The organism is Kitasatospora sp. NPDC101155, assembly GCF_044768305.1.
In the GTDB taxonomy this organism is placed as follows: Bacteria; Actinomycetota; Actinomycetes; order Streptomycetales; family Streptomycetaceae; genus Kitasatospora.
On the sequence record NZ_JBIWPN010000006.1, the window covers coordinates 267,104 to 292,467 of the forward strand.

Consider the following 25,364-nt stretch of genomic DNA (forward strand, 5'->3'; position numbering starts at 1 on the left):
ACGGAGGCCGCCCCACGTCCGGTGACGTGGGGCGGCCTCCGTGCCGTCGCTACTCGGCCGCGCCCGAGTCGGGCTCGAAGCGGATGACGACGGCCTTGGAGGTGGGGGTGTTGCTGATGTCGGCGGTGGAGTCCAGCGGAACCAGCACGTTGGTCTCGGGGTAGTAGGCGGCGGCGCCGGCCCGGGCCACCGGGTAGTGGACCACGCGGAAGTGGGGGGCGCGGCGTTCGGTGCCGTCGGTCCACTCGCTGACCAGGTCGACGTACCGGCCCTCGACCAGGCCGAGTTCGGCGGCGTCGGCGGGGTTCACCAGCACCACGCGGCGGCCGCCCTTGATGCCGCGGTAGCGGTCGTCGAGGCCGTAGACCGTGGTGTTGTACTGGTCGTGGGAGCGCAGGGTCTGCAGCAGCAGGCGGCCCGCCGGGATCTCGGGGGCGACCAGCGGGTTGACCGTGAAGTTGGCCTTGCCGGTCGCGGTGGGGAAGGTGCGGGAGTCGCGCGGCCCGTGCGGGAGGGTGAAGCCGCCGGGGCGGCGGACCTTCTCGTTGTAGTCCTCGAAGCCGGGCACGACCCGGGCGATCCGGGCGCGCAGGCTGTCGTAGTCGGACCCGAAGTCCTCCCACGGCACGGTGTCCTGCGGCCCGAGGACGGTTCGGGCGAGGCGGCAGATGATCGCGGTCTCGGAGAGCAGGCCGGGGGCCGGCGGGCGCAGGCCGCCGCGGGAGGCGTGGACCTGGCCCATCGAGTCCTCGACGCTGACGAACTGGGCGCCGTGCGCGGTGACGTCCCGGTCGGTGCGGCCGAGGGTGGGCAGGATCAGGGCGCGGGCGCCGGTGACCACGTGCGAGCGGTTGAGCTTGGTGGAGACGTGGACGGTCAGCCGGCAGCGCCGGATCGCGGCCTCGGTGACCTCGGTGTCCGGGGTGGCCGCGACGAAGTTGCCGCCCATCGCGAAGAACACCTTGACCTTGCCGTCGCGCATCGCCCGGATGGTGTCCACCGAGTCGTAGCCGTGCTCACGCGGCGGCTCGAAGTCGAACTCCTTGCCCAGGGAGTCGAGGAAGGCCGTCGACGGCCGCTCGAAGATGCCCATCGTCCGGTCGCCCTGGACGTTGCTGTGCCCGCGCACCGGGCAGACCCCGGCGCCGGGGCGGCCGACGTTGCCGCGCAGCAGCAGGAAGTTGACCACCTCGCGGATGGTCGGCACGGCGTGCTTGTGCTGGGTGAGGCCCATCGCCCAGCAGACGATGACCTTCTTCGAGGCCAGCACCAGCCGGCCGAGCTCCTCGATCTGCTCCCAGGGCAGGCCGGTCGCGGCGAGGACGTCCGCCCGCTCGGTCTTGCCCGCCTGCGCCTCGAACTCCTCGTAGCCGTGGCAGTGTTCGGCGACGAAGGCGCGGTCGACGCCGTCCTGTTCCAGGATGATCCGGTTGAGCGCGCGGAACAGCGCGAGGTCCCCGCCGGGGCGGATCTGCAGGAAGAGATCGGTCAGCTTGGTGCCCTGGCCGACCAGGCCGCGCGCGTGCTGCGGGTTCTTGAACCGCTCCAGGCCCGCCTCCGGCAGCGGGTTCACGCTGACGACGGTGGCGCCGGCCCGCTTGGCGCGCTCCAGGGCGGAGAGCATCCGGGGGTGGTTGGTGCCCGGGTTCTGGCCGGCCACGATGATCAGGTCGGCCTGGTAGAGGTCCTTGAGGCTGACGCTGCCCTTGCCGACGCCGAGCGTCTCGGTGAGCGCCGAACCGGACGACTCGTGGCACATGTTGGAGCAGTCCGGCAGGTTGTTGGTGCCCAGGCGGCGGGCGAACAGCTGGTAGGCGAAGGCGGCCTCGTTGCTGGTGCGGCCGGAGGTGTAGAAGGCGGCGCCGTCCGGGGTGTCCAGGGCGCGCAGCTCCTGCGCGATCAGCGCGAAGGCGTCGTCCCAGGAGACCGGGGTGTAGTGGGTGGCGCCCTCGTCGAGCAGCATCGGCTGGGTGAGCCGGCCCTGCTGGCCGAGCCAGTAGCCGGAACGCTCGGCGAGCTCGGCGACCGGGTGGGCGGCGAAGAACTCGGCCCGTATCCGGCGCTCGGTGGCCTCCTCGGCGACGGCCTTGGCGCCGTTCTCGCAGAACTCGGCGGTGTGCGTCTTGTCCGGCTCGGGCCAGGCGCAGCCGGGGCAGTCGAAGCCGTCCGGCTGGTTGACCTTGAGCAGGGTGGCAAGGGTGCGGCGGGCACCCATCTGCTCGGCGGCCATCCGCAGGCTGTGGCCGACGGCGGGCAGGCCGGCGGCCGCGTGCTGGGGTGCGGACACCTCGGGGGCGTCCTGCCCCGGGTCGCTCTGCGGGGCCTGCTTGGCCATGACTGCGCTCCTCGGGTTCTGCTGGGACGAACCGCCGCACCGTCGCGGGGGTCACGGACGCCCATCCTTCCACCTGCGCCGTGGCAACGGGAGGGCCGTCGGTAGAGTCTGGGCGTCATCACGGGAGGGGAGGGGCGCGTGCGAGTCGGTGACGTCCTCGACGGCCGGTACGAGCTGGCGGAGAAGCTCGGGCAGGGCGGTTTCGGGGTGGTGTGGCGGGCCCAGGACAGCCGGATGCGGAGGCCGGTGGCGGTCAAGGTCATCGGGCACCACGGCGACAACCAGGCGAAGGCCGCGCTGCGGTTCGTCCGGGAGGCCTGCGCGGCCGGCAACCTCTCGCACCCGCACATCGTCACGGTGCACGACCTCGGGCAGTGCGAGCTCGGCGGCCAGGAGGTCACCTTCCTGGTGATGGAGCTGCTCACCGGCCGCACCCTGACCGAGGTGCTGCGGGCGGGGGTGCCCGAGCCGGCGCTCAGCCTGCGCTGGGGGCAGCAGATCAGCGGTGCGCTGGCGGCGGCGCACGACGCGGGCATGGTGCACCGGGACATCAAACCGGACAACGTCATGATCACCGAGGCCGGGCACCTGAAGGTGCTGGACTTCGGGATCGCCCAGCTGGACACGGGGGCGGGCGGACTGACCACCACCGGGACGATCGTCGGCAGCCCGGCGTACATGGCGCCCGAGCGGTGGACCGGCGGCCGGGTGGACGGGCGGGCCGACCTCTACGCGCTGGGCTGCGTGCTGGTCGAACTCTTCACCGGGGCACGGCCGTTCGGCGGGGACTCGACGCCGGTGCTGATGTACCAGCACCTCAACGAGGTGCCGGCGCCGCTGGACCCGGCGCAGTTCGGGCTGCCGCCGCAGGTGGCCGGGCTGGTCGCGGAGCTGCTGGCGAAGGACCCGGCGGACCGGCCGGCCGACGCCCGTACGGTCGAGCGGCGGTTGGCGGAGCTGGCGGGGTGGCAGGGCGGCGGCGCGGGGGCCGTCGCGGCGGTGCCGACGGTGGTGGAGCGGTCTGCGCCGGCGCCGGCTCCGGCTCCGGTGCCGACGCCGGTTCCGGTGGGCCCGGTGGTGCCGCCCGCGCCGGTCGCGCCCCCGCCCGTACCGCCGGTCGCGCCGCCCGTGCCGCCGGCGGCCCCGCCCACGCCGCCGCCCGCGTCGGCGGTGCTGTCCCCGCTCACCACCCCGCCGGTGGTCGCTGCCCCGCCGACCGCGGAGGCCGTACGGGCCGGGCTGCGCGAGCGCCGCTCGGTCGCCTACCGGGCGGCGACGGCGGGCGAGTCGGCGATCCAGCTGCAGGCGATCGCCCAGGAGTGCGTCACCGCGCTCGGCGCGACCGACCGGGACACGCTGGGCACCTGGCGGGACTTCACCTGGTACCTCAGCCGGGCCGGGGACCTGGACGGCGCGATCCGGCTGCTGTCCACCGTCGTGGCGGACATGGCCTCGGCGCTCGGCCCGGCCGATCCGGACACCCTGGGCGCCCGCTACCACCTGGCGTGGTGCATCGGCGAGAGCGGCTCGACCGTCACCGCGATCCGGCTGCTGCACGAGCTGCTGCCGGACCTGACCGCGGCCTGGGGCCCGCAGGACAGCCGGGTGCTGAAGGCCCGGCACGACCTCGCCGTCCACCAGGCCAACCGGGGTGACCTGCAGAGCGCCGTGGTCCAGCTGCACGCGCTGCTGCCCGACCTCGCCCGCAGCCTGGGCGAGCACCACCCGAGCACCGTCCAGGTCTGGCAGGACCTGGCCCGCTACCAGCAGCAGCTGGCCCAGGCCGGCCGCAAGGGGCTCGGCGGTCCGAACCGCCGCAAGGCGCCGAGGATGAGCCCGATCGAGGCGCTGGTGCTGGTCCGGCGGCTGCGGGTGTGGGACTTCGCCACCGACCAGGAGGCCCGGGCCTGCATCGACGCGTTCGACCGGGGGATGGGCCTGAAGGGCCTCGTGGACCTGGTGTTCGAGGCCCCGGACCACGTCTCGGACGAGGACCTGGTGGAGGAGATGTTCGGGCCATGAGCCGTCAGCCCACCATCGCCGGGGCCGGCAGGGCGGCCAGCGCGCGCAGCAGCGCCCGGGCGGCGGCGTCGTTCTGCCGGAAGGCCGGCGCATTGGTGCGCGGGCGGGCGAAGGCGGCCGCCGAGCGCAGGCTGGTGTGCGGGCCGAGTGCGGTGCGGCGGGGGTGCGGGGCGCCGCCCAGGGCGGGGTCGAGCAGCCGGCTGTCGGCGGGGGCGATGGTGACCAGGCCGGAGCGGTGGGTGTACTCCTCGTCGCTGACCACCTCTTCCACCACCCGTCCGGCGCGGTGCAGTCGGCGCAGCACCGGGTCGAGGGTGCGGGCCAGCGCGTGCTTGGGCAGGTACCCCTCGACCAGCGCGGTGGCGGTCACGGTGTGGCCGGGCACGGTGGTGCCGGAGGCCCGCCAGGTGCCGGTGGCCTCGTCCCGTTCGACCCGCACGCCGGCGCCGAGGAAGCGCACCACCCCGGCCTCGGAGAGGGCGAGCAGCTGGCGCAGCCGGAAGCCGGGCGGGCCGGAGGCGAGGAAGCTGAAGTAGCCGAAGAACCACTCGTCCACCTCCTCGGCGACCGAACGGGCGGTGAGCCGACCGGCGGCGAGCACCCGGGGGAGCTGGCCGAACAGCGAGAGCAGGGCGAGGAAGGCGCCGAGGTCGGCGCTGTGCGCGGGGTCGCGGCGCCGGTCGGCGTCGGCGGTGACGTAGTCGCGCAGGTGGGCCTGGAGCTCTTCGGCGGAGCCGAGTTCGAGCCCGGCCAGCGGGTGGTCGAGCCGTTCGAAGTCGATCCGGTCGGCCGGGTCGGGGACGGCCTCGGCGACGAGGGCGGCGAGTTCGGGGGAGTACCAGGCGTGCCGGTCGTACCGGGCGAGGAACTCGGGCCAGGGCAGGGCGGTGCGCTCGGGGTGGGCGTGGAACAGCTCGTGGTAGTGCCCGAAACCGACCTCCTTGGCCATCAACGGCCAGACGTCGCGCCGCAGTTCGAGCGGTCGGTCGGTGGCGAGCAGGGCGTCCACGGCGGCCGCGTCGAAGTACCGGGGGAGCGGGGCGGGTGGGCCCTGGAGCCGGTACTCGGTCTTGGAGTGGTACGGGACGCCGCGCCGGGAGCCGAGGTGGAGCACCGGTTCGCGGCCGGACGGGCGGTAGCGCAGCCCGGGTCCGTCGCCGTCGGGTTCGAAGCGGCCGCCGCGGCCCTCGGTGAGCAGCGCGACCAGGTCGACCGAGGCGAGGCCGAGGCCGCGCACCACCACCTGCTCGCCGGGGGCGATCCCGGCCAACTCGGCCTCGGCGTCGGCGGAGTAGGCCGGCGGGAGGTGGAAGCGGCGGTGCCGGGCGGCGAACTCGGCGTCGGCGGCGTGGCGCGGGTGCGGGGCGGAGTCGAGGTGGCCGAGGGTGAGGGCGACGTGGTCGGCGGTGAGCGTCCGGTCGGTGAGGTGGACGGTCTGCGGGCCGTCGGTCGGGCCGTCGATCCGGTGGGCGGTGTCCCGGTGGACGGTGACGGTGATGTGCGGCGGCAGGTCGGCGACGGCGCGGCGGAACACCCAGTCCAGGTAGGCGCTCTGGGCGCGCCGGGTGGGGAAGTCGGTGGGCGCGAGGCCTTGCAGCTCGGCCCGTACGGACGGGTCGGCGACCTCCCGGTAGGGCGCGAACTCGCCCTGCCGCCGGGCCCATTCGGCCAACGAGGGGCCGGGGCGGACCGGGCCGTCCATGGTGGCGCGTTCGTCGGTGAACATGGTGACGTCCTCGGCCATCGAGTTCATCCGCAGCAGCGGGGACTGGTCGTGGCGCCAGATCCGGCCCGCGCCGGGCGGGTACGGGTCGACCAGGTGGACGTCCAACGGCCGCTCGGCGGGCAGGAGTTCGGCGGCGTTGGCGGCGATCCGCTCCAGCAGCCCGGTGCCGCGCGGTCCGGCGCCGACGATCACGAGCACGGTCATGCCCGCACCACCTTGACGAAGGCCGCGCGGGCGCGCTGGAGCGGGGTGGGCGGCAGGCCGTCCCGGGTGGCTCCCCTGGCGTAGTGCCGTTCGACGTAGTACTGCCCGATGGACAGCAGGGTGGTGACCACCAGGTACCAGATGGTGGCGACCATCAGCATCGGGACGACCCGGTAGGACTGCAGGTAGACCAGCTGCACCGAGTAGAGCAGGTCGGAGACGGCCAGCACGCTGACGATGCTGGTGCCCTTGAGCGCGCCGATCAGCATGTTCCCGGCGGTCGGCACGATCGAGCGCATCGCCTGCGGCACCACGATCCGGCGCAGCACCCGCCGGCGGCCCAGCCCGAGCGCGGCCGCCGCCTCCAGCTGGCCGCGGTCGACGGAGAGGATGCCGCCGCGGATCACCTCGGCGGCGTACGCGGTCTCCAGCAGGGTGAGGCCGATGACGGCGGTCAGGGTGGGGCCGATCAGGTTGACGGTCTTCACGGTGACGAACTCGGGGCCGAAGGGGATGCCGAGGCCGAGGGTCGGGTAGAGCGCGCCGATGTTGAAGAAGAACAGCAGCTGCACCAGTGGCGGGGTGGACCGGAAGATCCAGATGTAGCCCCAGCTGAGGGTGCGCAGCACCGGGTTGGCGGACATCCGCATCGTGGCGAGGACGGTGCCGAGGACGAAGCCGAGGGCGAGGGTGACGCCGGTCAGCCAGAGGGTCAGGGTGAGGCCGCTCAGTACGGACCGCGCGGTGAACCAGTCGGCGACCACGCTCCACTGGAAGGCCTTGTTGCGGATCACCGAGTTGACCGCCATCGCGGCCAGCAGCAGCGCGACCGCGGCGGCGGCCCACTGGCCGGGCTTGCGGCGGGCGACGATCCGGGCCTCGGGCTCGGGGGCCGGCGGCGGGGCGGGGCTCTCGGAGCGGGCGGGGGCGGGCAGGACGTCCTGTGGGGTGGCCATGGCGGCGGCTCCTGGGCGGAGTGCGGGCGGGGACGGGCACGGCGGTGGTCACGTACGCGGGTCTCTGGCGTCGGCCCGCGTCCCTCAACGCGGCCGGCGCCTGGCACTGCACTCCGCGTCGATCGTACGCATGCGCGATCGACGGCTGTCAAGGGTGACCGAGGCGTGGTCGGGGCCGGTCGGAGCATGTTGGAAAAGCGACAGGAGATCGCAACAGTGCGGCAATGATGGGTGGTTGACGTACCGCTCGGCCGACTGCTCAACTTGAGGCCATGTACGCCGAGCAGCCCCTGGTCACCCGCGACCACATCGACTTCGGTCGGGTGTGGTCCGCGGCGTGTCGCGGCTGACCCGGCAGCGGGCCGCACGTCCGGCCTGATCTCCCGGCGGGGAGCCCTCCCTCGGTTCGCCCCGTCACGGGCCGGTAGTCGTCGCCGACCGGCGACGCGTCAGGCCATCGCTGCCGCCGACGACTTCGCACCGCACTCCGGCAGTTTCCCGCCCTCGCACTTCACCGTCACGTGCCCGACGGCCGCCCCGCCGCGGCCGCCTCCGGCCTGCCCACCCGCAGTCCACCGGACTCCGCTCACCCGAAAGGTTCCGTCATGCCCGTCGAATTCCTCGGCATCGCCGCCACCGGCGACGGTTCGGAGACCGCCCCGCGCACCACCGCCGCCTTCGACCGCGACTACACCCTGCGGCTGGCCCGGGCGCACGAGGACCACGGCTGGGACCGGGTGCTCTTCGCGTACGGCTCCGGCTCCCCGGAGCCGGCCGCCGCCGCGGCCTTCCTCGCCTCGCACCTCGACCGGCTGCAGATCCTGCTCGCGCACCGGCCGAACGTCTCCTACCCGACCTTCGCCGCCAAGACCTTCGCGACCCTGGACCGGATCAGCGACGGCCGGCTGACCGTCCACTTCATCACCGGCGGCACCGACCACGAGCAGCAGCGCGAGGGCGACTTCCTCACCAAGGACCAGCGCTACGAGCGCACCCGCGAGTACATCGGCATCGTGAAGAAGGCGTGGACCAGCCGAGAGCCCTTCGACCACGAGGGCCCGCACTACCGCTTCAACGACTTCGTCTCCGACGTCTTCCCCGTGCAGCAGCCCCGCCCGGCGGTCTCCTTCGGCGGCTCCTCGGACGCGGCCTACGCGGCCGGCGGCGCCGAGGCGGACATCTACTGCCTCTGGGGCGAGCCGCTGGCCCGTACCGCCGAGCAGATCGAGCGGGTGAAGGAGGCGGCGCGGGCCGCCGGCCGGACGGACGTGCCGCGGATCCAGGTGGCGTTCCGGCCGATCATCGCGCCGACCGAGGAGCTGGCCTGGGAGAAGGCGCACCGCACGGTGGCCGCGATCAGGGCCCGTCGGGAGAGCGGGCAGCTCGCTCCCCGCCGCCGTCCGGTCACGGACCAGCCCGAGACCGCGACACCGGAAAACGTCGGTTCCCAGCGGTTGATCGAGATCGCCGAGGCCGGCGAGCGCTACGACCGCGCGCTGTGGACCCCGACCGCCGCGGCCACCGGCGGCGCCGGCAACTCCAACGCGCTGGTCGGCACCCCGGAGACGGTCGCCCAGGCGCTGCTGGACTACTACGACCTGGGCGTGGACATCCTCTCCGCCCGCGGCTACGACCTGCTGGGCGACGCGATCGACTTCGGCCGCCACGTCATCCCGATCGTCCGCGAGGAGGTCGCCAAGCGGGACGCCGCCAAGGCCGAGGCGGCGGCGCGGGCCCGGCACGAGCGCGACCAGCTGATCGCGGTGCAGGCGTGAGCGACGGGCACGGCAGCGGGTTCCGGCGGGTCACCCTGGACGACCCGCTGGTCGAGCCGCTGCTGCGCGAGCTCACCCACGAGTACGTCAGCCGCTACGGCCCCGACGCGCACCAGGAGATGACCCGCTACCCGGGTGAGGCCTTCGCCGAGCCGCACGGCGTGCTGCTGCTCCTGCTGGAGGACGGCGAGCCGGTGGCCGGCGGCGCGTACAAGCGGTACGACGAGCACACCGCCGAGCTGAAGCGGATGTGGACCCACTCCGCGCACCGCCGCCGCGGCCTGGCCCGCCGGGTGCTGGCCGAGCTGGAGCGGACCGCGGCCGCCGCCGGGTACCGCCGGTTGTACCTCACCACCGGCCCGCGCCAGCCCGAGGCCAAGGGCCTCTACCTGGCCGCCGGCTACACCCCGCTGTTCGACGTCACCGCCGACCCGATGACCGTCGGCCCGCTCCCCTTCGAGAAACCCCTGCCGGTCCTGCTCCCGACCCACTGAAAGGCCCCTCGTGAGAACCACCACCGCCTCCCGCCGCCTGCTCGCGGCCGCCGCCCTGCTGCCGCTCCTGGCGCTGGCCGCGTGCGGTTCGGACCCGACGATCGCGGGCGCGGCGGGGGCGAGCGGGTCCGCCGCCACCGAGGACGTCGTCTCCGGCCTGGCCAGGTCCGAGGCCGCCGCCGCCCTGCTGCCCGAGGAGGTGCGCTCCTCCGGTGTGCTGAAGTTCGGCTCCTCCTTCGGCGCCCCGCCCAGTGCCTTCTACGCCGACCAGTCCGGCAAGAAGCCGGTCGGGGTGGACGTGGACTTCACCGACGCGGTGGCCAAGCTGCTCGGCCTGACCGTGCAGCGCGAGGACGCTGTCTTCGAGACCATCCTGCCCGCCCTGGACAGCGGCAAGTTCGACGTCGGCACCGGCAACTTCGGGGTCACCACCGCCCGTCTGAAGATCATCGACTTCGTCACCTACATCGACGACGGCCAGGGCTTCGCGGTGAAGAAGGACAACACGGCGATCCAGCCGATCACCGACCTGACCCAGCTCTGCGGGCTGACCATCGGCACCGGCGCCGGCACCACCTTCGAGACCACGCTCAACGGCAAGAAGGGCGTCTGCGCCGACGCCGGGAAGAAGCCGTACGAGGTCAAGGCGTTCAGCGAGGGCGGCGCGCTGCTGACCAGCCTCCAGCAGGGCCGGGTGGACGTCGAGATGTCCACCATCAACGGACTGCGCCACCAGGCCGCGCAGGAGGCCGCCGGGACCCGCTTCCTCAACGAGTTCCACCGGCTGGACGTCGGCTTCGCCTTCAAGAAGGGCTCCAAGCTCACCCCGGCCTTCCAGGCGGCGGTCAACCAGCTGATCAAGGACGGGACGTACCAGCAAATCCTCAAGAAGTGGGGGCTCGCCGACTCGGCCATCCCGCAGTCGCAGATCAGTCCGCCCGAACACCCCTGACCTCAGGGCCCGTTGAAGGAGTCCCCCGATGACCGTCAGCACCGAAGCGGCACCGGCCCCGCCGAGACCCACCGCCGGGCCAGGCCTCGACCCCGGAGAGCTGGACGGCCTGCGGACCGTCCCCGCCCGGCACCCCTGGCGCTGGGCGACCGGGATCGCCGCCCTCGTCCTGCTGGCCCAGTTCGCCCACGGCCTGGCCACCAACCCCGCCTGGGACTGGGCCACCTTCCGGCTCTACTTCACCGCCGACACCATCCTCCAGGCGATCGGCCGCACCCTCGAACTCACCGCCTACGGCACCGTGCTGGGCTTCGCGCTCGGCGCCGTGGTGGCCGCGATGCGACTCTCCCGCAGCGCGATCCTCCGGACCGTCGCCTGGGCCTACGTCTGGGTCTTCCGCTCGATCCCGCTGATCGTCCAGCTGGTGTTCTGGTTCAACCTCTCCTACCTCTACAAGCGGTTCGGCTTCGGCATCCCGTTCGGCCCGACCTTCGGCGAGTTCGAGACGGTCGGCGTGCTCGGCGCGCTGGGCGCCGCAGTGCTCGGACTCGGGCTGCACCAGGCCGCGTTCGCCGCCGAGATCATCCGCGGCGGCGTCGTCGCGGTGGACGCCGGCCAGCGCGAGGCCGCCGCCGCGCTCGGCATCCCGCGCTGGCGGCAGGGCCGGCGGATCGTGCTGCCGCAGGCCATGCGCGGCATCCTGCCGGCCGCGGCCAACGAGGTGGTCTCGCTGCTCAAGGGCACCTCGGTGGTCTACGTGATGGCGATCGGCGAGCTGTTCTACCAGACCCAGGTCATCTACGGCCGGACCGGCCGGGTGGTGCCGCTGCTGATGGTCGCCACCGTCTGGTACGTGGTGCTGACCACCGTGCTGTCGATCGGCCAGTACTACGTCGAGCGTTACTTCTCCCGGGGTGCCCGGCGCACCCCGCCGCCCACCCCGCTGCAGCGCCTGCGGGCCTTCGCGGGGAGCCTGCCCGCCCGTACCTCCGGAGGACGTCCATGACCACGCTCACGAAGCCGCAGACCGCCCCGATGGTGCAGGTCCGCGGCCTGCACAAGAGCTTCGGCCCGCTGGAGGTCCTGCGCGGGGTCGACCTGGACGTCCCGGCCGGCTCGGTCACCGTGGTGCTCGGCCCGTCCGGCTCCGGCAAGTCCACCCTGCTGCGGGCGATCAACCACCTGGAGAAGCTCGATCGCGGCTACGTCGCGATCGACGGCGAGCTGATCGGCTACCGGCGCTCCGGCGACCGGCTGTACGAGCTCAAGGAGCGCGAGGTGCTGCGCCAGCGCACCGGCATCGGCTTCGTGTTCCAGAACTTCAACCTCTTCCCGCACCTGACCGTGCTGGAGAACCTGGTCGAGGCGCCGATCGCCGCGCTGGGCCGCCCCCGCGCCGAGGCCAGGTCCACGGCGCTGGCCCTGCTGGAGCGGGTCGGGCTGGCCGACAAGGCCGCCGCGTACCCCCGGCAGCTGTCCGGCGGGCAGCAGCAGCGCGTCGCCATCGCCCGGGCACTGGCCCTGGAGCCCAAGGTGCTGCTCTTCGACGAGCCCACGTCGGCGCTCGACCCGGAGCTGGTCGGCGAGGTGCTGGACGTCATCAAGGACCTCGCCCGCAGCGGCACCACGATGATCGTGGTCACCCATGAGATCGGCTTCGCTCGCGAGGTCGCCGACACCGTCGTCTTCATGGACGGCGGCGTGGTGGTCGAGCAGGGCCCGCCCGCCGAGGTCCTGGACCGCCCGCGGCACGAGCGCACCCGGGCCTTCCTGGCCAAGGTGCTGTAAACCCGGCAAATCCCCCGAACCCCCTTTCACCGAGCAGGAGTTCCGCCATGTCCCTACCCCGTCGCGCCCTCGTGACCGCCGCCGCGCTCGCCGCCGCCCTCACCCTGGCCGGCTGCGGCAGCGGGGCCACGGGCGCCGCGGCGGACCTCGCCCCGGCCAAGGGCAGCACCGCGCCGAACGGCACCGTGGTGAACCTGTCGGCCAAGCAGAACCGGGTGACCACCGCCAAGGTCGACGCGATCGCGGCGCTGGTGCCGGAGGAGATCAGAAAGCGGGGCACCCTGAAGGTCGTCGACTCCATCGGCACCACCCCGCCGCTGGACTTCTACGCCGACGACGACAAGACGATCATCGGCGTCGAGCCGGACATCGCCTCGCTGATCGGCGACGTGCTCGGCCTCAAGGTCGAGTTCAACCCGGTCTCCTGGGAGAACATCTTCGTCGGCCTGGACAGCGGCAAGTACGACGCCGGCCTGTCCAACATCACCGTCACCGAGGAGCGCAAGGAGAAGTACGACTTCGCCACCTACCGGCTGGACGTGCTCGGCTTCGAGGCGAAGAAGGGCAGCGGCCTCAAGGTCACCGGCGCCGAGGACCTGGCCGGCCGCACCGTCGGCGTCGCCACCGGCACCAACCAGGAGAAGCTGCTGCTCTCCTGGAGCGAGGAGAACGTCCGGGCCGGCCTCAAGCCGATCGACATCAAGTACTTCTCCGGCACCGAGTACTACCTCGCGCTCTCCTCCGGCCGGATCGACGTCTACACCGGGCCCAACCCCAGCCTGGCCTTCCACGCCGTGCAGACCGGCCAGACCGAGGTGGTCGGCACCTACTCGGGCGGCGGCGCGGACGTCCTCGGCAAGATCGCGGCGACCACCCACAAGGACAACGGCCTGGTCAAGGCGCTGAACGGGGCGATCAACGAGGTGATCAGGAACGGCACGTACGGGCAGGTGCTCAAGCGCTGGGGCCTGGACAGCGAGGCGGTGCAGACCTCCGAGATCAACCCGGTCGGCCTGCCCAAGCCCAAGCCCTGAGGGCTTGCCCGTTCACCTGCTCGTCCCCGCCCGCCGCTATGGTGACCCATCCGACGGCGAACGACGTACGGGCGCGGTCGAGTTGGGGGAGGGCATGCACAAGGGCGAGGTGCTCGACGGTCGCTTCCGCTTGGACGAGCTCCTGGGCAGGGGCGGCTTCGGCGTGGTCTGGCGGGCGACCGACACGTGGCTGGAGCGGGAGGTCGCGGTCAAGCTTCTGCTGGCCGAGCACGCCGCCGACCGGGAGGCCGTCGGGCGCTTCGTCCGCGAGGCCAAGGTGGCCGGCGGCCTCTCCAACCCGCACATCGTCACGGTGCACGACTACGGCCGGGTCGCGGACGGCGACGGGGAGACCCACTACCTGGTGATGGAGGTGGTCCGCGGCCGGCCGCTGTCCGCGATCCTCAAGGACGGCCCGCCCGACCACGGGCGCGCGCTGGCCTGGATGGAGCAGGTCTGCGAGGCGCTCGACGCGGCGCACCGCAGCGGCGTCATCCACCGGGACATCAAGCCCGAGAACGTCATGATCGCGGACGGCGGGGACCGGGCGAAGGTGCTGGACTTCGGCATCGCCCGGCTGCTCACCCAGTCCACCGGACTCACCTCCACCGGCAGCGTGGTCGGCACCGTCCCGTACCTGGCGCCCGAGTGCTGGTCCGGCGGCACCGTCGACGGCCGGGCCGACCTCTACGCGTTCGGCGTGATGCTGTACGAGGTCAGTACCGGCCGACGGCCCTTCCACGCCGACTCCCCGTACGAGTACATGCACAAGCACATGGCGGCGACCCCGCCGCGGATCCGCAGCCACGACCCGGCGCTGGCCGACCTGGTCGCCCAGCTGCTCGCCAAGCGGCCCGCCGACCGGCCGGCCGACGCCGCCGAGGTGCTGGAGCGGCTGCGCCGGATCCGGCCCGGGATGCCGCGGCCGGACGACCCCAGCCCGGAGCAGCTGCGCCGCCGCGCCGACCAGGCCTGGCAGCGCGGGGCCGACGGCAGGGCGGCGGAGGCCGTGGAGATGCTGCTGAAGCTGGTCCCCGACTTCGCCCGGATCTGCGGCCGGGCCGATCCCCGCACCCTGCGCACCTGCCACGACCTGGCCCTCTGGCTGGCCCGGGACGGCAGCCGGGGCGCCGCCGTCGAACTGCTGGAGGCGCTGACGCTGGAGCCGGGCGCCGCCCCGGAGGCCCGGGCCGACCTGCGGCGCGACCTCGCGCACTGGCAGCGGGAGGCCGCCCGGCTCGGCCCGGGCGAGCGGAGGGACCTAGACCTGGGGGTGCTGCTCGGCGGCGGCGCGCAGGGCCGCTGAGGCGCCGACGGCGATCGGGTCGCCGTGCCCGAAGACCACCGTCTCCACCGGCAGGGCGGCCAGCCGGTGGAAGGAGGCGAGGGCCTGCGCCGGGTCGGTGTTGAACACCCCGGGCCGGGTCTGGCCCTGGACGTTGGACACGGTGTCCCCGGTGAACAGCACCCCGGGCCCGGGCAGGTGCAGCGCGATGCTGCCGTCGGTGTGCCCGGGCACGTGCGCGACCACCGCGCCGCCGCCGACGTCCAGCACGTCCCCGTCCTCGACCTCGCGGTGCACCGGGCAGGGCTCGGCGGGCGGGATCGGCGGCAGGCCGTCCCACAGCTGCTGCTCGAAGGCGTTCAGCACGGGCGCCGCCGCCGGCTGCTCGCGGCGGACGACCTGCGCCTCCAGCCGGTGCGCCACCACCTCGGCGCTCCAGCGGCGGGCCAGCTCGGCGGCCGAGCCGGTGTGGTCCTCGTGGTGATGGGTGAGCACGATCCGGCGCAGTGCGGCCGGATCCAGCCCGATGGTGCGGATGCCCTTCTCGATCCCGTCCGCCGACCCGGCGATGCCGGTGTCGATCAGGGTCAGTCCGTGGTCGTCCCGCCACAGGTAGGCGGTGCCGAACTCCAGGGTGATCATGTGCAACTCGTCGCGTACCCGGGTGATCTCCATGCCCGCATCCTGCGCCCGCGGGCGCCGTCGCACGCCCGCGTTCGCTCTGGGCCTGTCCCCGGCGCCGGCGGCCCGCTCCCGGCGGGATCCGGGTGTCAACCGTACGGGTCGCCGATTCGGGCCCCCGGGCTCCTGCGGGATTTGATGGGAATTCGCCCATCGGGACGGCCTGGTCCGCCGCCCCGGGCCGTTGATATACCTCGTTGCCAGACTCGGGAGCGGTGTCCGCGCCGCCCCGGTGAGCTGCGACGAAAGGCTGGTGACGGATCGATGAAGCTCCTCCGCGTCGGACCCCCGGGCGCCGAGCGCCCGGTCGTGCTGGGCGAGGACGGCACCGCGTACGACCTCTCCGGGCGGGCCCGCGACCTCGACGGGGCCTTCCTGCCCGGGCTGGACACCGCCGAGCTGGCCCGGGAGGTGGCCGCCGGACTGCTGCCGGTGGTGGACCTGGACGGCCTGCGGGTGGGCGCGCCGGTGGCCCGGCCCGGCAAGGTGGTCGGCATCGGGCTCAACTACCGCGACCACGCGGCGGAGGCCGGGGCCGCGATCCCGGCCGAGCCGGTGATCTTCCTCAAGCCGAGTTCCACCGTGGTCGGCCCGTACGACGAGGTACTGGTGCCGCGCGGCGGCGAGAAGACCGACTACGAGGCCGAGCTGGCGATCGTGATCGGCCGCACCGCCCGCTACCTGGACTCGCACGCCGAGGCCGCCGGGGTGATCGCCGGCTACACGATCGCCAACGACGTCACCGAGCGGGCCTTCCAGTTCGAGCGCGGCGGCCAGTGGGACAAGGGCAAGTCGGCGGAGACCTTCACCCCGCTCGGGCCCTGGCTGGTCACCGCCGACGAGGTGGCCGACCCGCAGGCCCTGGAGCTGCGGCTCTGGGTCAACGGTGAGCAGCGGCAGCACGGCAACACCGCCGAGATGATCTTCCCGGTGCTCGAACTCGTCCGTTACGCGAGCCAGTTCATGGTGCTGGAGCCCGGCGACGTGATCGTCACCGGCACCCCGGCCGGGGTCACCCTGGGCCGCCCGGGCACGCCGTTCCTCGCCCCGGGCGACGTGGTCGAGATCGAGATCGACGGCCTCGGCCGCCAGCGCCAGGTGCTCGGCAAGGCCTGAGGCCTTGCCGGCCCCGGGCGCACCCGACCCTTGGCACGGGGGTCGGGAGCCCAGCCCGGGTCACCGCCCGCCCAGTACCTCGCGCAGCCGCGCGGCCCGGTCCGTCCGCGGACCGTCCAGCGCGAGCAGCCCCGCCAGCACCTCCGCCGTCTGCGGGTCGTGCAGCGCCGTCGCCGCCGCCATCGCCGCGAACTGGTCCACCAGCCAGTCGCGCAGCTCCGCCACCGGCAGCGCGCGCCCCTCGTCCAGCCAGCTCAGCGACGCGCCCTCGACCACCGCGATCCACGAGCGCACCAGCAGGGTCAGCCGCGGCCCGGGCTCCCGCACCCCCAGGTGCCGTACCGTCCGCTTGAGCGCCACCCGCCGGACGTCGTCCACGATCGCCGAGGTGCGGGCCGTCTCCACCACCGAACCGCCGCGCAGCAGCGCCGAGTAGCCCGCCTCGTGCTCGGCCACGAAGTCGAAGTAGCCGTCCAGCACGGCCGCCAGCTGCTCGGACGGTGTCCCGCTCGGCGGGACGGTGAACCGGCTGGTCAGCTCGTCCGCCGCGGTGCGCAGCGCGGCCTCGTACAGCTGCTGCTTGCCGCCCGCGAAGTAGCGGTAGACCAGCGGCCGGGAGGCCCCGGCGGCCTCGGCGACGTCGTCCAGGCCCACCTCCTCGGGCGGCCGGGAGGCGAACAGCTCCAGGGCGACCGCGATCAGCTGCTCGCGCCGCTGTTCGACCGGCAGTCGCCGGTAGCCGGTGCGGCGCGGGCGCGGGCCGGGTTCGGCCGGGGTGGGGGCCGGGTCGGCTGCCGTGGTGGGGCGGGCTTCCATGGCGGCCAGCGTAATGGGCGTCGGACGGATCGGGACCTGTCGGGCACGGATCTTTCCGAACGGGCGTTTGCGGTGCCCACCATCCGTCAAATCCCGGGCGGGTGCAGGTCAACAGGTCCGCGGCAGGGGCTTGCAATCGGCCCGGGCAACGCGATGATGTCCGAATGGCTGAAGAACTGCTCACCTCCGACGGCGACACCCCGCGCCGCATCGCCGACGACTACGTCCGCGCCCTGGCCGACCTCGACCCGCTGACCGCGGTGTACCTCGGCCTCGACCCCGAGGACGACCGACTGCTCGACCTCTCCCCGGCCGGCACCGAGGCGATCGCCGACCTCGGTCGCCGCACCCTGGCCCGGCTGGACGAGGCCGAGCGGGCCGGCGCCGCCGAGGACGAGGCCGAGCGTCGCTGCGCCCGACTGCTGCGCGAGCGGCTGAGCGCCGAACTCGCCGTCCACGACGCGGGCGAGAACTTCCGTGCGGTGCGCAACCTGGGGTCCCCGGTGCACAACACCCGGGATACCTTCACCCTGATGCCCACCGGTACCGAGGCCGAGTGGCGGGTGGTCGGCCGACGGCTGGCCCGCCTCCCGCTGGCGCTGGAGCAGTACCGGCAGACCCTGGCCGAGGGTGTCGAGCGCGGCCTGCTCTCCGGTCCCCGCCAGGTGGCGACGGTGATCGGGCAGTTCGGCGAGTGGCTGGACGGGGAGGTGCCCGGCGGCTGGTTCGGGCAGTTCGTCCAGGACGCGCCCCAGGCCGTGCACGCCGAGCTGTCCGCCCACGCGGTGGCCGCCGCCGAGGCGCTGGCCGCGCTGCGCGACTGGATGCGCGACGTGTACGCCCCGGCCGCCGCCGAGACCCCGGACCCGGTCGGCCGCGAGCGCTACGCCCGCTGGGTGCGCTACTGGACCGGCGCCGACCTGGACCTGGACGAGGCCTACGCCTGGGCCTGGGGCGAGTTCCACGACCTGTACGCGCAGATGACGGTCGAGGCCGGGAAGGTCCGTCCGGGCGCCGACCCGATGGCGGCGATGAAGTGGCTGGAGGCGGACGGCCCGGCCATGGAGGGCGCCGAGTCGACCCGGGAGTTCCTGCAGGGCCTGATGGACCAGGCGGTCCGGGACCTCCAGGGCACCCACTTCGACCTGGCCGAGCCGGTCACCCGGGTCGAGTCGCGGATCGCCCCGGCCGGCAGCGCCGCCGCGCCGTACTACACCGCGCCCTCGCTGGACTTCAGCCGCCCCGGGCGGACCTGGCTGCCGCTGCTCGGCAGGGAGCGCTTCCCGGTCTGGGACCTGGTCTCCACCTGGTACCACGAGGGCGTCCCGGGCCACCACCTGCAGCTCGCGCAGTGGAACTACGTCGCCGACCGGCTCTCCACCTACCAGGTGAGCCTCGGCGGGGTCAGCGCCAACCTGGAGGGCTGGGCGCTGTACGCCGAGCGCCTGATGGACGAGCTCGGCTACCTCACCGACCCGGGCCACCGCCTCGGCTACCTCAACGCCCAGATGATGCGGGCGCTGCGGGTCATCATCGACATCGGCATGCACCTCGGCCTGGACTTCCCGGCGGACTCCCCGTACAAGCCGGGCGAGCCGGTGAGCCCGGAGCACGCCCGCGAGTTCTTCGGGCTGTACTGCGGCCTGTCCGCCGACTTCCTGGACAGCGAGCTGGTCCGCTACCTGGGCATGCCCGGTCAGGCGATCGGCTACAAGCTCGGCGAGCGCGCCTGGCTGCGCGGCCGGGCGGCGGCGAAGGCGGCGCACGAGGCGCGCGGCGAGGAGTTCGACCTCAAGGCCTGGCACATGGCGGCGCTCTCGCAGGGCTCGCTGGGCCTGGACGACCTGGTCGCGGAGCTGTCGGCGCTGTAGGAGCCGTACGGAGCCGGGCCGTACGGAGCCGTAGGGAGCGGGGCCCCGGGACTCGGTCGCGAGTCCCGGGTCCCGGTCCGGACCGGTACGACCGACGGCGATCCGATTGAAAGCTTGCAGCAAGGCCTTGCAGTCAACCTCCGGCGCCTGCTTGACTCCTGGCGACCGTCCAGGGACCAAGGAGGCGCCGCCATGCTGCCCGACACCACGCCGGCCGAGTTCGACCTGCTCGTCGTCGGCGGCGCCGGAGTGGACACCATCGTCCGGGTCGAACGGCTGGAGATCCCGCCCGGCGACTCCCGGTTCGTCGAGCCGGTGCGCGACTACGTCGGCCACACCGGCAACGGCGTCGCCCTCGGCGCCCACCGGCTCGGCCTGCGCACCGCCTTCCTGGACTTCCTCGGCGACGACCCGCAGGGCGACCTGGTCCGCGCCCACTACCGGCGCCACGGCCTGCACTTCGCGCACCTGGTGAGCCCGCACGGCACCCCGCGCGGGGTCAACCTGGTGGACACGGCCGGCCGCCGGTTCTCCTTCTTCGACGGCCGCCACCCCGCCGACCTGCGGCTGCCGCGCGAGTTCCACCTCCCGTACGCCGAGCGCAGCCGGCACGTCCACCTCTCGATCACCGGCGTCAACCGGGACATGTACGGCGACCTCCACCGGCTCGGCCGCACCACCTCCACCGACCTGCACGACTGGGACGGCGCAGACCCGCACCACCGCGACTACGCCCTCAACTCCGACCTGGTGTTCCTCTCGGTGGCCGGCTGCCGCGGCCGGTACGAGGAGGTGATGCGCGCGATCCTCGCCGAGGGCCGGGCCGCGGTGGTCACCGCCACCGCGGGCGCCGAGGGCTGCCACCTGCTCACCCGCGAGGACGGCGTCCTGCGCCACCTGCCCGCCGTCGACCCGGGCCGCCCGGTGGTCGACACCAACGGCGCCGGGGACGCCTTCGTCGCCGGCTTCCTGTACGCCTGGTTCCGCGGCCACCCGCCGCTGGACTGCGCGCGAGCCGGCTCGGTGGCCGGCGCCTTCGCCTGCACCACCGCCGGTACGCACACCGACTTCATCACCGCGACCGAACTCGATACCCTGCTGCTCCGGTGACCGATTTCTCATCGACCTCCAAGCCCGCGGTAACAACCTTTCCAGGCTGAGACGTCATAGTCGTTGAGCGCACGCCGCCACCGACTACGGCAGGAGAGACGGACATGGGTCAGCACCGCCGCAAGAGGTCGCGCCGCCACCGTCTGCTCGCCCCCTCGTTGTTCGCCGGGCTGTCCGCCGTGGTGGTGGCCGCGGTGGTGACCGGGGCGCACGGGCTGAACCTGTCCGACGCGACGGTCGCCGGGAAGGCGGCCCGCAGCGTCCGGGCCGCCGCGCCGATGCCGACCGCCAGCCCGAGCGCCACCGCGGGCGAGCCCGCCCCGCCCGCCCAGGCCTCGGCCAGCACGCCGAGCGACAGTCCGACCCCCAGCGCCGCGCCGAACCCCGCCGACAGCCCCGCCGCCACCCCGACGGTCACCCCGTCGGCCACCCCCGACACCCACGGCGCCGCCCTCGGCACCACCGCCGCCGCCCCCGCCGACGACAAGGAGGCCGCCACCGTGGGCGCGCTGTTCAGCGGTTCGGTGGGGGCCGGCAACCATTTCTGCACCGCCAGCGTGCTGCACAGCGCGACCGGCAACCTGCTGCTGACCGCCGCGCACTGCATCACCAGCACCGACGGCGTGGTCTTCGCCCCCGGCTACCGTGACGGCTCCGCCCCGTACGGCACCTGGCAGGTGACCGCGGTCCACACCGCCAGCGGCTGGTCCCAGAAGGGCGACGTGGACGAGGACTTCGCGATCCTGGAGACCGCCCCCAGCAACGGCCGCAAGGTCGAGGACGTGGTCGGCGGCAACCGCCTGGGCGCCGGCGAGCCGTTCGGCGCCACCGTCCACCTCTACGGCTACCCGGCCGACGCCGAGACGCCGAGCCTGTGCACCAACACGACCGCCCAGCAGAGCGCCTACGAGCGCGTCATCCAGTGCCCGTCCTACCCGGCCGGCACCAGCGGCGGCCCGTGGATCGACGCCGCCACCGGTGACGTGGTCGGCGCCATCGGCGGCTACCAGCAGGGCGGCGACAGCGACGACACCTCGTACAGCGCCTACTTCGACCACACCATCGCGGACCTGTACGCCCAGGCCGAGTCCGCCGCGTCCTGAGCGCCCGGCCGGCGCGCGGGGGAGCGGAACGGCCCGCGCCCCCGCCGGTGCCCGCGCGCGTGAGGACCCGACCCCGCCATCGCCGGTCCTCTCCGGTTCCCACTGGTCCCCGAACATGACGAAGGCCCAGATCCGTGGATCAACTCCACTGATCTGGGCCTCAGTTGCACTTACTGCGAAGTGCCCCCGGTAGGATTCGAACCTACGCACCCGCCTCCGGAGGGCGGTGCTCTATCCCCTGAGCTACGGGGGCCTGTTGGCCTGTCGGCCGCTTCCGCGTTCCGACGGAATGAACACTACCAGGCTTCGGTCGCGGTCCGTGCACGGGTTTCCGGAAAGATCGTCGGGCGGGCCCGGTGGGCGGAAGTGTCCAAAGGCCGGACGGGGCGGCGGGGCCGCCGATACCCTCGGTGAGGTGTCGGGAGTGTCCGGGCGGGTCCTCGTGGTGGACGACAGCGAGGTGATCCGCCAGCTGATCAGGGTCAACCTGGAGCTCGAAGGCTTCGAGGTGGTGACCGCCGCCGACGGCGCCGAGTGCCTGGAGGTGATCCGCCGGGTGAAGCCCGACGTGGTGACCCTGGACGTGATGATGCCCCGGCTGGACGGCCTGCGGACCGCGGCCCGACTGCGGGCGACCCCGGACACCCGCCGGCTGCCGATCGCGATCGTGAGCGCCTGCACCCCGGCGGATCTGGACCTGGGGGAGACCGTCGGCGTGGACGGCTACCTCGGCAAGCCCTTCGACCCGGCCGACCTGGTGGCCCTGGTCCGGCGTCTGATGCGACTCACCGGGCAGCCCGAAGGGTTTCGCCCTGAGCGAACAGATCGCACGGATCGCGGCTGACATCCCTGGCGCAACGGCGCGGCGGCGTCTCAACCGGCAGTCAGGGCGTCTCAACCGGTAAACCGAGTGGCGGGCGGACACCCCGTCTCGCCTACGCTTGGCGTCGTGACCCCCGCAGACCTTTCCCAGGCAATCCAGGCCGCAGTGAGTTCCGCCGTCGAGGCGGGCGAGCTGGCCGTCGCCGTGCCCGAGCACGTGACGGTCGAGCGGCCCAAGAACCGGGACCACGGCGACTACGCGACGAACGTGGCCCTCCAGCTCGCCAAGGCGGCCGGCAAGCCGCCGCGAGCCGTTGCCGAGGCTCTGGCCGAGCGCCTGCGAGGGATCACCGGCGTCGCCAAGGTCGACATCGCCGGTCCGGGCTTCCTGAACATCACCCTGGACGCTGCCACCGCCGGTGCGCTCGCCCGCACCATCGTCGAGGCGGGCGGGGCCTACGGCCGCAACGAGGCCCTCAAGGGCCTGAAGATCAACCTGGAGTTCGTCTCCGCCAACCCGACCGGCCCGATCCACATCGGCGGCGTCCGCTGGGCGGCCGTCGGCGACTCGCTGGCGCGCGTGCTGCGGGCCTCCGGTGCCGACGTCACCACCGAGTACTACCTCAACGACGCCGGCGTGCAGATCACCAAGTTCGCCGCCTCGCTGCAGGCCGCCGCGAACGGCCGCGAGGTGCCCGAGGGCGGCTACGTCGGCGAGTACATCGTCGACATCGCCAAGACGCTCACCGGCGCGATCCCGGGCGTGCTCGACCTGCCCGAGGCCGAGCAGCTGCAGGTCTTCCGCACCGAGGGCCTCAAGCTCATGGTCGCCGAGATCAAGCGCTCGATGGACGAGTTCGGCACCCACTTCGACGTGTGGTTCTCGGAGAAGACGCTGCACGACTCCGGCGCCGTGGAGAAGGCCATCGACCGGCTGCGCGAGCAGGGCCACGTCTTCGAGCAGGACGGCGCGGTCTTCCTGCGCACCACCGACTTCGGCGACGACAAGGACCGCGTCCTGATCAAGGCCGACGGTGACAAGACCTACTTCGCCGCCGACGCCGCCTACTACCTGTCCAAGCGGGACCGCGGCGCCGAGGTCGCGCTCTACATGCTGGGCGCCGACCACCACGGCTACGTCAACCGCCTCAAGGCCATCTCGGCCTGCGCGGGCGACGACATGGACCGCAACATCGAGGTGAAGATCGGCCAGTTCGTGAAGATGCTTCGCGACGGCGAAGAGGTCCGCATGTCCAAGCGGGCCGGCAACATCATCACGATCGACGACGTGGTCGAGTGGATCGGCGTGGACGCCGCCCGCTACACCCTGGCGCGCTCCTCCACGGACTCGACGATCACGCTGGACATCAACCTGCTGACCAGCCAGTCCAACGAGAACCCGGTCTTCTACGTCCAGTACGCCCACACCCGGATGTGCGGCGTGGCGCGCAAGGCCGCCGAGCTGGGCGTGGACAAGGGCACGGTCGAGCAGTTCAAACCCGAACTGCTCGCCACCGAGTGGGAGAACGACATCCTCGGCGCCCTCGGCGAGTTCCCGCGCATCCTCGCCACCGCCGGCGAGCTGCGCGAGCCGCACCGGGTCGCGCGCTACCTGGAGGACCTCGCGGGCAAGTACCACCGCCTGTACGAGAACTGCATGTTCCTGCCCAAGGGCGACGAGGAGCTCTCCGACACGCACCGTGCCCGGCTCTGGCTGGTCGAGGCCACGCGCACGGTCATGGCCAACGGCCTCACGCTCCTGGGCGTGACGGCGCCCGAGCGGATGTAGGCACCACCCCCAAGCGCACAGCGGGGGGCGGCTGACGGTCAACGGGGACCGTCGCCGCCCCTCGCCATAGGTCTCGAAGGAAACCCGGACAATGAGCCGTTCCGCACACCCCGCAGGCCCTCGCCACGGCGACGTGCTGCCCGATGGCCACTACCAGGCCCCGCCGGCCGACCTGAACGCGCTGGACCCCAAGGTCTGGTCGCGGACCGTCACCCGCGACGCCGAGGGCGTGGCCACCGTCGGCGGGATCGACGTCAAGCAGCTGGCGGCCGAGTTCGGCACCCCGGCCTACGTGCTGGACGAGGAGGACTTCCGGACCCGGGCCCGCGCCTGGCGGGACGCCTTCGGCGCCGACGCGGACGTCTACTACGCCGGAAAGGCCTTCCTCTCCAAGGCGATCGTGCGCTGGCTGCACGAGGAGGGCCTCAACCTCGACGTGTGCAGCGTCGGCGAGCTGGCGGTCGCGCTGGCCGCCGGGATGCCGCCGGAGCGCATCGCGCTGCACGGCAACAACAAGTCGGTGGACGAGCTCGAACACGCGGTGAAGACCGGCGTCGGGCACATCGTGGTCGACTCCTACGAGGAGATCGAGCGCCTGGCCGCGATCGCCGCCCGCCAGGGTGTGCGCCAGCAGGTGCTGATCCGGATCACCGTCGGCGTCGAGGCGCACACCCACGAGTTCATCGCCACGGCGCACGAGGACCAGAAGTTCGGCCTGTCCCTGAACGGGGGAGCGGCCGCCGAGGCGGTGCGCCGGGTGCTCGGCCACGACAGCCTGGAGCTGCGCGGCATCCACTCGCACATCGGCTCGCAGATCTTCGACACGGCCGGCTTCGAGGTGGCCGCCCGCCGGGTGGTCGGCCTGCTGGCGGAGATCCGCGACGAGCACGGCGTCGAGCTGCCCGAGATCGACCTCGGCGGCGGCCTCGGCATCGCGTACACCAGCGAGGACGACCCGCGCGAGCCGGCCGAGATCGCGGCCGCGCTGGCCGAGATCGTCCGCCGCGAGTGCGCCGCCGCGAACCTCGACACCCCCCGGCTGAGCGTGGAGCCGGGCCGGGCGATCGTCGGCCCGACCGCGTTCACCCTGTACGAGGTCGGCACGGTCAAGCCGCTGGAGGGCCTGCGCACCTACGTCAGCGTGGACGGCGGGATGTCCGACAACATCCGCACCGCGCTGTACGACGCCGAGTACTCGGTGGCCCTGGTGTCGCGCACCAGCGGGGCCGAGCCGATGCTGGTCCGGGTGGTCGGCAAGCACTGCGAGTCCGGCGACATCGTGGTGCGGGACGCCTTCCTGCCGGCCGACCTGACCCCGGGCGACCTGATCGCGGTGCCCGCCACCGGCGCCTACTGCCGCTCGATGGCGAGCAACTACAACCACGCCCTGAGGCCCCCCGTGGTCGCCGTCAAGGACGGTGCGGCCCGGGTGATCGTCCGACGCGAGACGGAGGAGGATCTCCTGCGCCTGGATATCGGATGACG

General features: G+C 73.2%; 20 protein-coding genes and 1 tRNA gene. 15 read left to right on the top strand and 6 right to left on the bottom strand.

The genetic code is table 11. From position 1 onward, the window contains the following. Positions 1 to 49 precede the first annotated feature (49 nt). Positions 50 to 2,335, bottom strand: coding sequence for an FdhF/YdeP family oxidoreductase (locus ACIRYZ_RS12015; RefSeq protein WP_402942454.1), 2,286 nt, complete (start codon positions 2,333 to 2,335; stop codon positions 50 to 52). A gap of 138 nt (positions 2,336 to 2,473) precedes the next feature. Here ACIRYZ_RS12015 and ACIRYZ_RS12020 point away from each other — a divergent pair, with 138 nt between their 5' ends. Then, positions 2,474 to 4,357, top strand: a complete 1,884-nt coding sequence (locus ACIRYZ_RS12020; RefSeq protein ID WP_402942457.1) for a protein kinase — start codon at positions 2,474 to 2,476, stop codon at positions 4,355 to 4,357. Between the two features lie 4 nt (positions 4,358 to 4,361). On the opposite strand, the gene ACIRYZ_RS12025 is transcribed toward ACIRYZ_RS12020, so the two are convergent. Together ACIRYZ_RS12025 and ACIRYZ_RS12030 are read right to left on the bottom strand one after the other, a co-directional pair. Continuing rightward, positions 4,362 to 6,287: an FAD/NAD(P)-binding protein gene (locus ACIRYZ_RS12025; RefSeq protein ID WP_402942458.1), complete on the bottom strand. Its 1,926-nt coding sequence runs from the start codon at positions 6,285 to 6,287 to the stop codon at positions 4,362 to 4,364. Next, on the bottom strand, positions 6,284 to 7,243 hold the full coding sequence (locus ACIRYZ_RS12030; protein WP_402942461.1) for an amino acid ABC transporter permease: 960 nt from the start codon (positions 7,241 to 7,243) through the stop codon (positions 6,284 to 6,286). Before ACIRYZ_RS12030 ends, ACIRYZ_RS12025 begins: the two co-directional genes overlap by 4 nt. A 605-nt stretch (positions 7,244 to 7,848) precedes the next feature. Here ACIRYZ_RS12030 and ACIRYZ_RS12035 point away from each other — a divergent pair. From ACIRYZ_RS12035 to ACIRYZ_RS12065, 7 genes are read left to right on the top strand one after another with little or no spacing between them, the layout of a single operon-like run. Continuing rightward, a complete protein-coding gene (locus ACIRYZ_RS12035) occupies positions 7,849 to 9,018 on the top strand; it encodes an LLM class flavin-dependent oxidoreductase (protein WP_387617245.1) in 1,170 nt (389 codons plus the stop codon). Next, complete coding sequence (locus ACIRYZ_RS12040) at positions 9,015 to 9,512, top strand: GNAT family N-acetyltransferase (protein ID WP_402942465.1); 498 nt, start codon at positions 9,015 to 9,017, stop codon at positions 9,510 to 9,512. The genes ACIRYZ_RS12035 and ACIRYZ_RS12040 overlap by 4 nt, the downstream gene beginning before the upstream one ends. A gap of 10 nt (positions 9,513 to 9,522) precedes the next feature. Continuing rightward, a complete protein-coding gene (locus tag ACIRYZ_RS12045; protein ID WP_402942467.1) occupies positions 9,523 to 10,464 on the top strand; it encodes an ABC transporter substrate-binding protein in 942 nt (313 codons plus the stop codon). Positions 10,465 to 10,492: 28 nt separating this feature from the next. Then, positions 10,493 to 11,470: an amino acid ABC transporter permease gene (locus tag ACIRYZ_RS12050; protein ID WP_402942469.1), complete on the top strand. Its 978-nt coding sequence runs from the start codon at positions 10,493 to 10,495 to the stop codon at positions 11,468 to 11,470. Continuing rightward, positions 11,467 to 12,252 carry an amino acid ABC transporter ATP-binding protein gene (locus ACIRYZ_RS12055; protein WP_402942472.1) on the top strand — a complete coding sequence of 262 codons (786 nt, stop codon included), beginning with the start codon at positions 11,467 to 11,469 and terminating at the stop codon, positions 12,250 to 12,252. The genes ACIRYZ_RS12050 and ACIRYZ_RS12055 overlap by 4 nt, the downstream gene beginning before the upstream one ends. A 47-nt stretch (positions 12,253 to 12,299) precedes the next feature. Next, a complete protein-coding gene (locus ACIRYZ_RS12060; protein WP_402942474.1) occupies positions 12,300 to 13,286 on the top strand; it encodes an ABC transporter substrate-binding protein in 987 nt (328 codons plus the stop codon). A 4-nt stretch (positions 13,287 to 13,290) separates the two neighbouring features. Then, complete coding sequence (locus ACIRYZ_RS12065) at positions 13,291 to 14,592, top strand: protein kinase (protein WP_402942477.1); 1,302 nt, start codon at positions 13,291 to 13,293, stop codon at positions 14,590 to 14,592. Here ACIRYZ_RS12065 and ACIRYZ_RS12070 read toward each other — a convergent pair. Beyond that, positions 14,548 to 15,246 carry an MBL fold metallo-hydrolase gene (locus tag ACIRYZ_RS12070; protein WP_402942480.1) on the bottom strand — a complete coding sequence of 233 codons (699 nt, stop codon included), beginning with the start codon at positions 15,244 to 15,246 and terminating at the stop codon, positions 14,548 to 14,550. The genes ACIRYZ_RS12065 and ACIRYZ_RS12070 overlap by 45 nt on opposite strands. A 270-nt stretch (positions 15,247 to 15,516) precedes the next feature. Here ACIRYZ_RS12070 and ACIRYZ_RS12075 point away from each other — a divergent pair, with 270 nt between their 5' ends. Further along, entirely contained in the window at positions 15,517 to 16,368 is an 852-nt protein-coding gene (locus ACIRYZ_RS12075; protein ID WP_402942483.1) for a fumarylacetoacetate hydrolase family protein, read from the top strand. Positions 16,369 to 16,428: 60 nt separating this feature from the next. On the opposite strand, the gene ACIRYZ_RS12080 is transcribed toward ACIRYZ_RS12075, so the two are convergent. Beyond that, positions 16,429 to 17,184, bottom strand: a complete 756-nt coding sequence (locus ACIRYZ_RS12080) for a TetR/AcrR family transcriptional regulator (protein WP_402942485.1) — start codon at positions 17,182 to 17,184, stop codon at positions 16,429 to 16,431. A 164-nt stretch (positions 17,185 to 17,348) separates the two neighbouring features. Here ACIRYZ_RS12080 and ACIRYZ_RS12085 point away from each other — a divergent pair, with 164 nt between their 5' ends. The 3 genes from ACIRYZ_RS12085 to ACIRYZ_RS12095 all read left to right on the top strand — a co-directional run bounded on the left by ACIRYZ_RS12085 (position 17,349) and on the right by ACIRYZ_RS12095 (position 21,268). Then, the gene (locus tag ACIRYZ_RS12085) at positions 17,349 to 19,055 is read left to right on the top strand and encodes a DUF885 domain-containing protein (protein ID WP_402942487.1); all 1,707 of its coding nucleotides are present in this window, start codon (positions 17,349 to 17,351) and stop codon (positions 19,053 to 19,055) included. Positions 19,056 to 19,247: 192 nt separating this feature from the next. Further along, a complete protein-coding gene (locus ACIRYZ_RS12090; protein ID WP_402942490.1) occupies positions 19,248 to 20,165 on the top strand; it encodes a carbohydrate kinase family protein in 918 nt (305 codons plus the stop codon). A gap of 104 nt (positions 20,166 to 20,269) precedes the next feature. Continuing rightward, complete coding sequence (locus tag ACIRYZ_RS12095; RefSeq protein WP_402942493.1) at positions 20,270 to 21,268, top strand: trypsin-like peptidase domain-containing protein; 999 nt, start codon at positions 20,270 to 20,272, stop codon at positions 21,266 to 21,268. Between the two features lie 181 nt (positions 21,269 to 21,449). Here the strand turns inward: ACIRYZ_RS12095 and ACIRYZ_RS12100 are convergent. Then, positions 21,450 to 21,521, bottom strand: a tRNA-Arg gene (locus tag ACIRYZ_RS12100). Between the two features lie 171 nt (positions 21,522 to 21,692). Here ACIRYZ_RS12100 and ACIRYZ_RS12105 point away from each other — a divergent pair. The 3 genes from ACIRYZ_RS12105 (at position 21,693) to lysA (ending at position 25,362) form a co-directional block, all read left to right on the top strand. Beyond that, complete coding sequence (locus tag ACIRYZ_RS12105) at positions 21,693 to 22,112, top strand: PleD family two-component system response regulator (protein ID WP_380611605.1); 420 nt, start codon at positions 21,693 to 21,695, stop codon at positions 22,110 to 22,112. Positions 22,113 to 22,217: 105 nt separating this feature from the next. Then, positions 22,218 to 23,879, top strand: a complete 1,662-nt coding sequence (argS, locus tag ACIRYZ_RS12110) for an arginine--tRNA ligase (RefSeq protein WP_402942496.1) — start codon at positions 22,218 to 22,220, stop codon at positions 23,877 to 23,879. A gap of 91 nt (positions 23,880 to 23,970) precedes the next feature. Beyond that, the gene (gene lysA / locus ACIRYZ_RS12115; protein WP_402942498.1) at positions 23,971 to 25,362 is read left to right on the top strand and encodes a diaminopimelate decarboxylase; all 1,392 of its coding nucleotides are present in this window, start codon (positions 23,971 to 23,973) and stop codon (positions 25,360 to 25,362) included. The last annotated feature ends 2 nt before the right edge of the window (positions 25,363 to 25,364 follow it).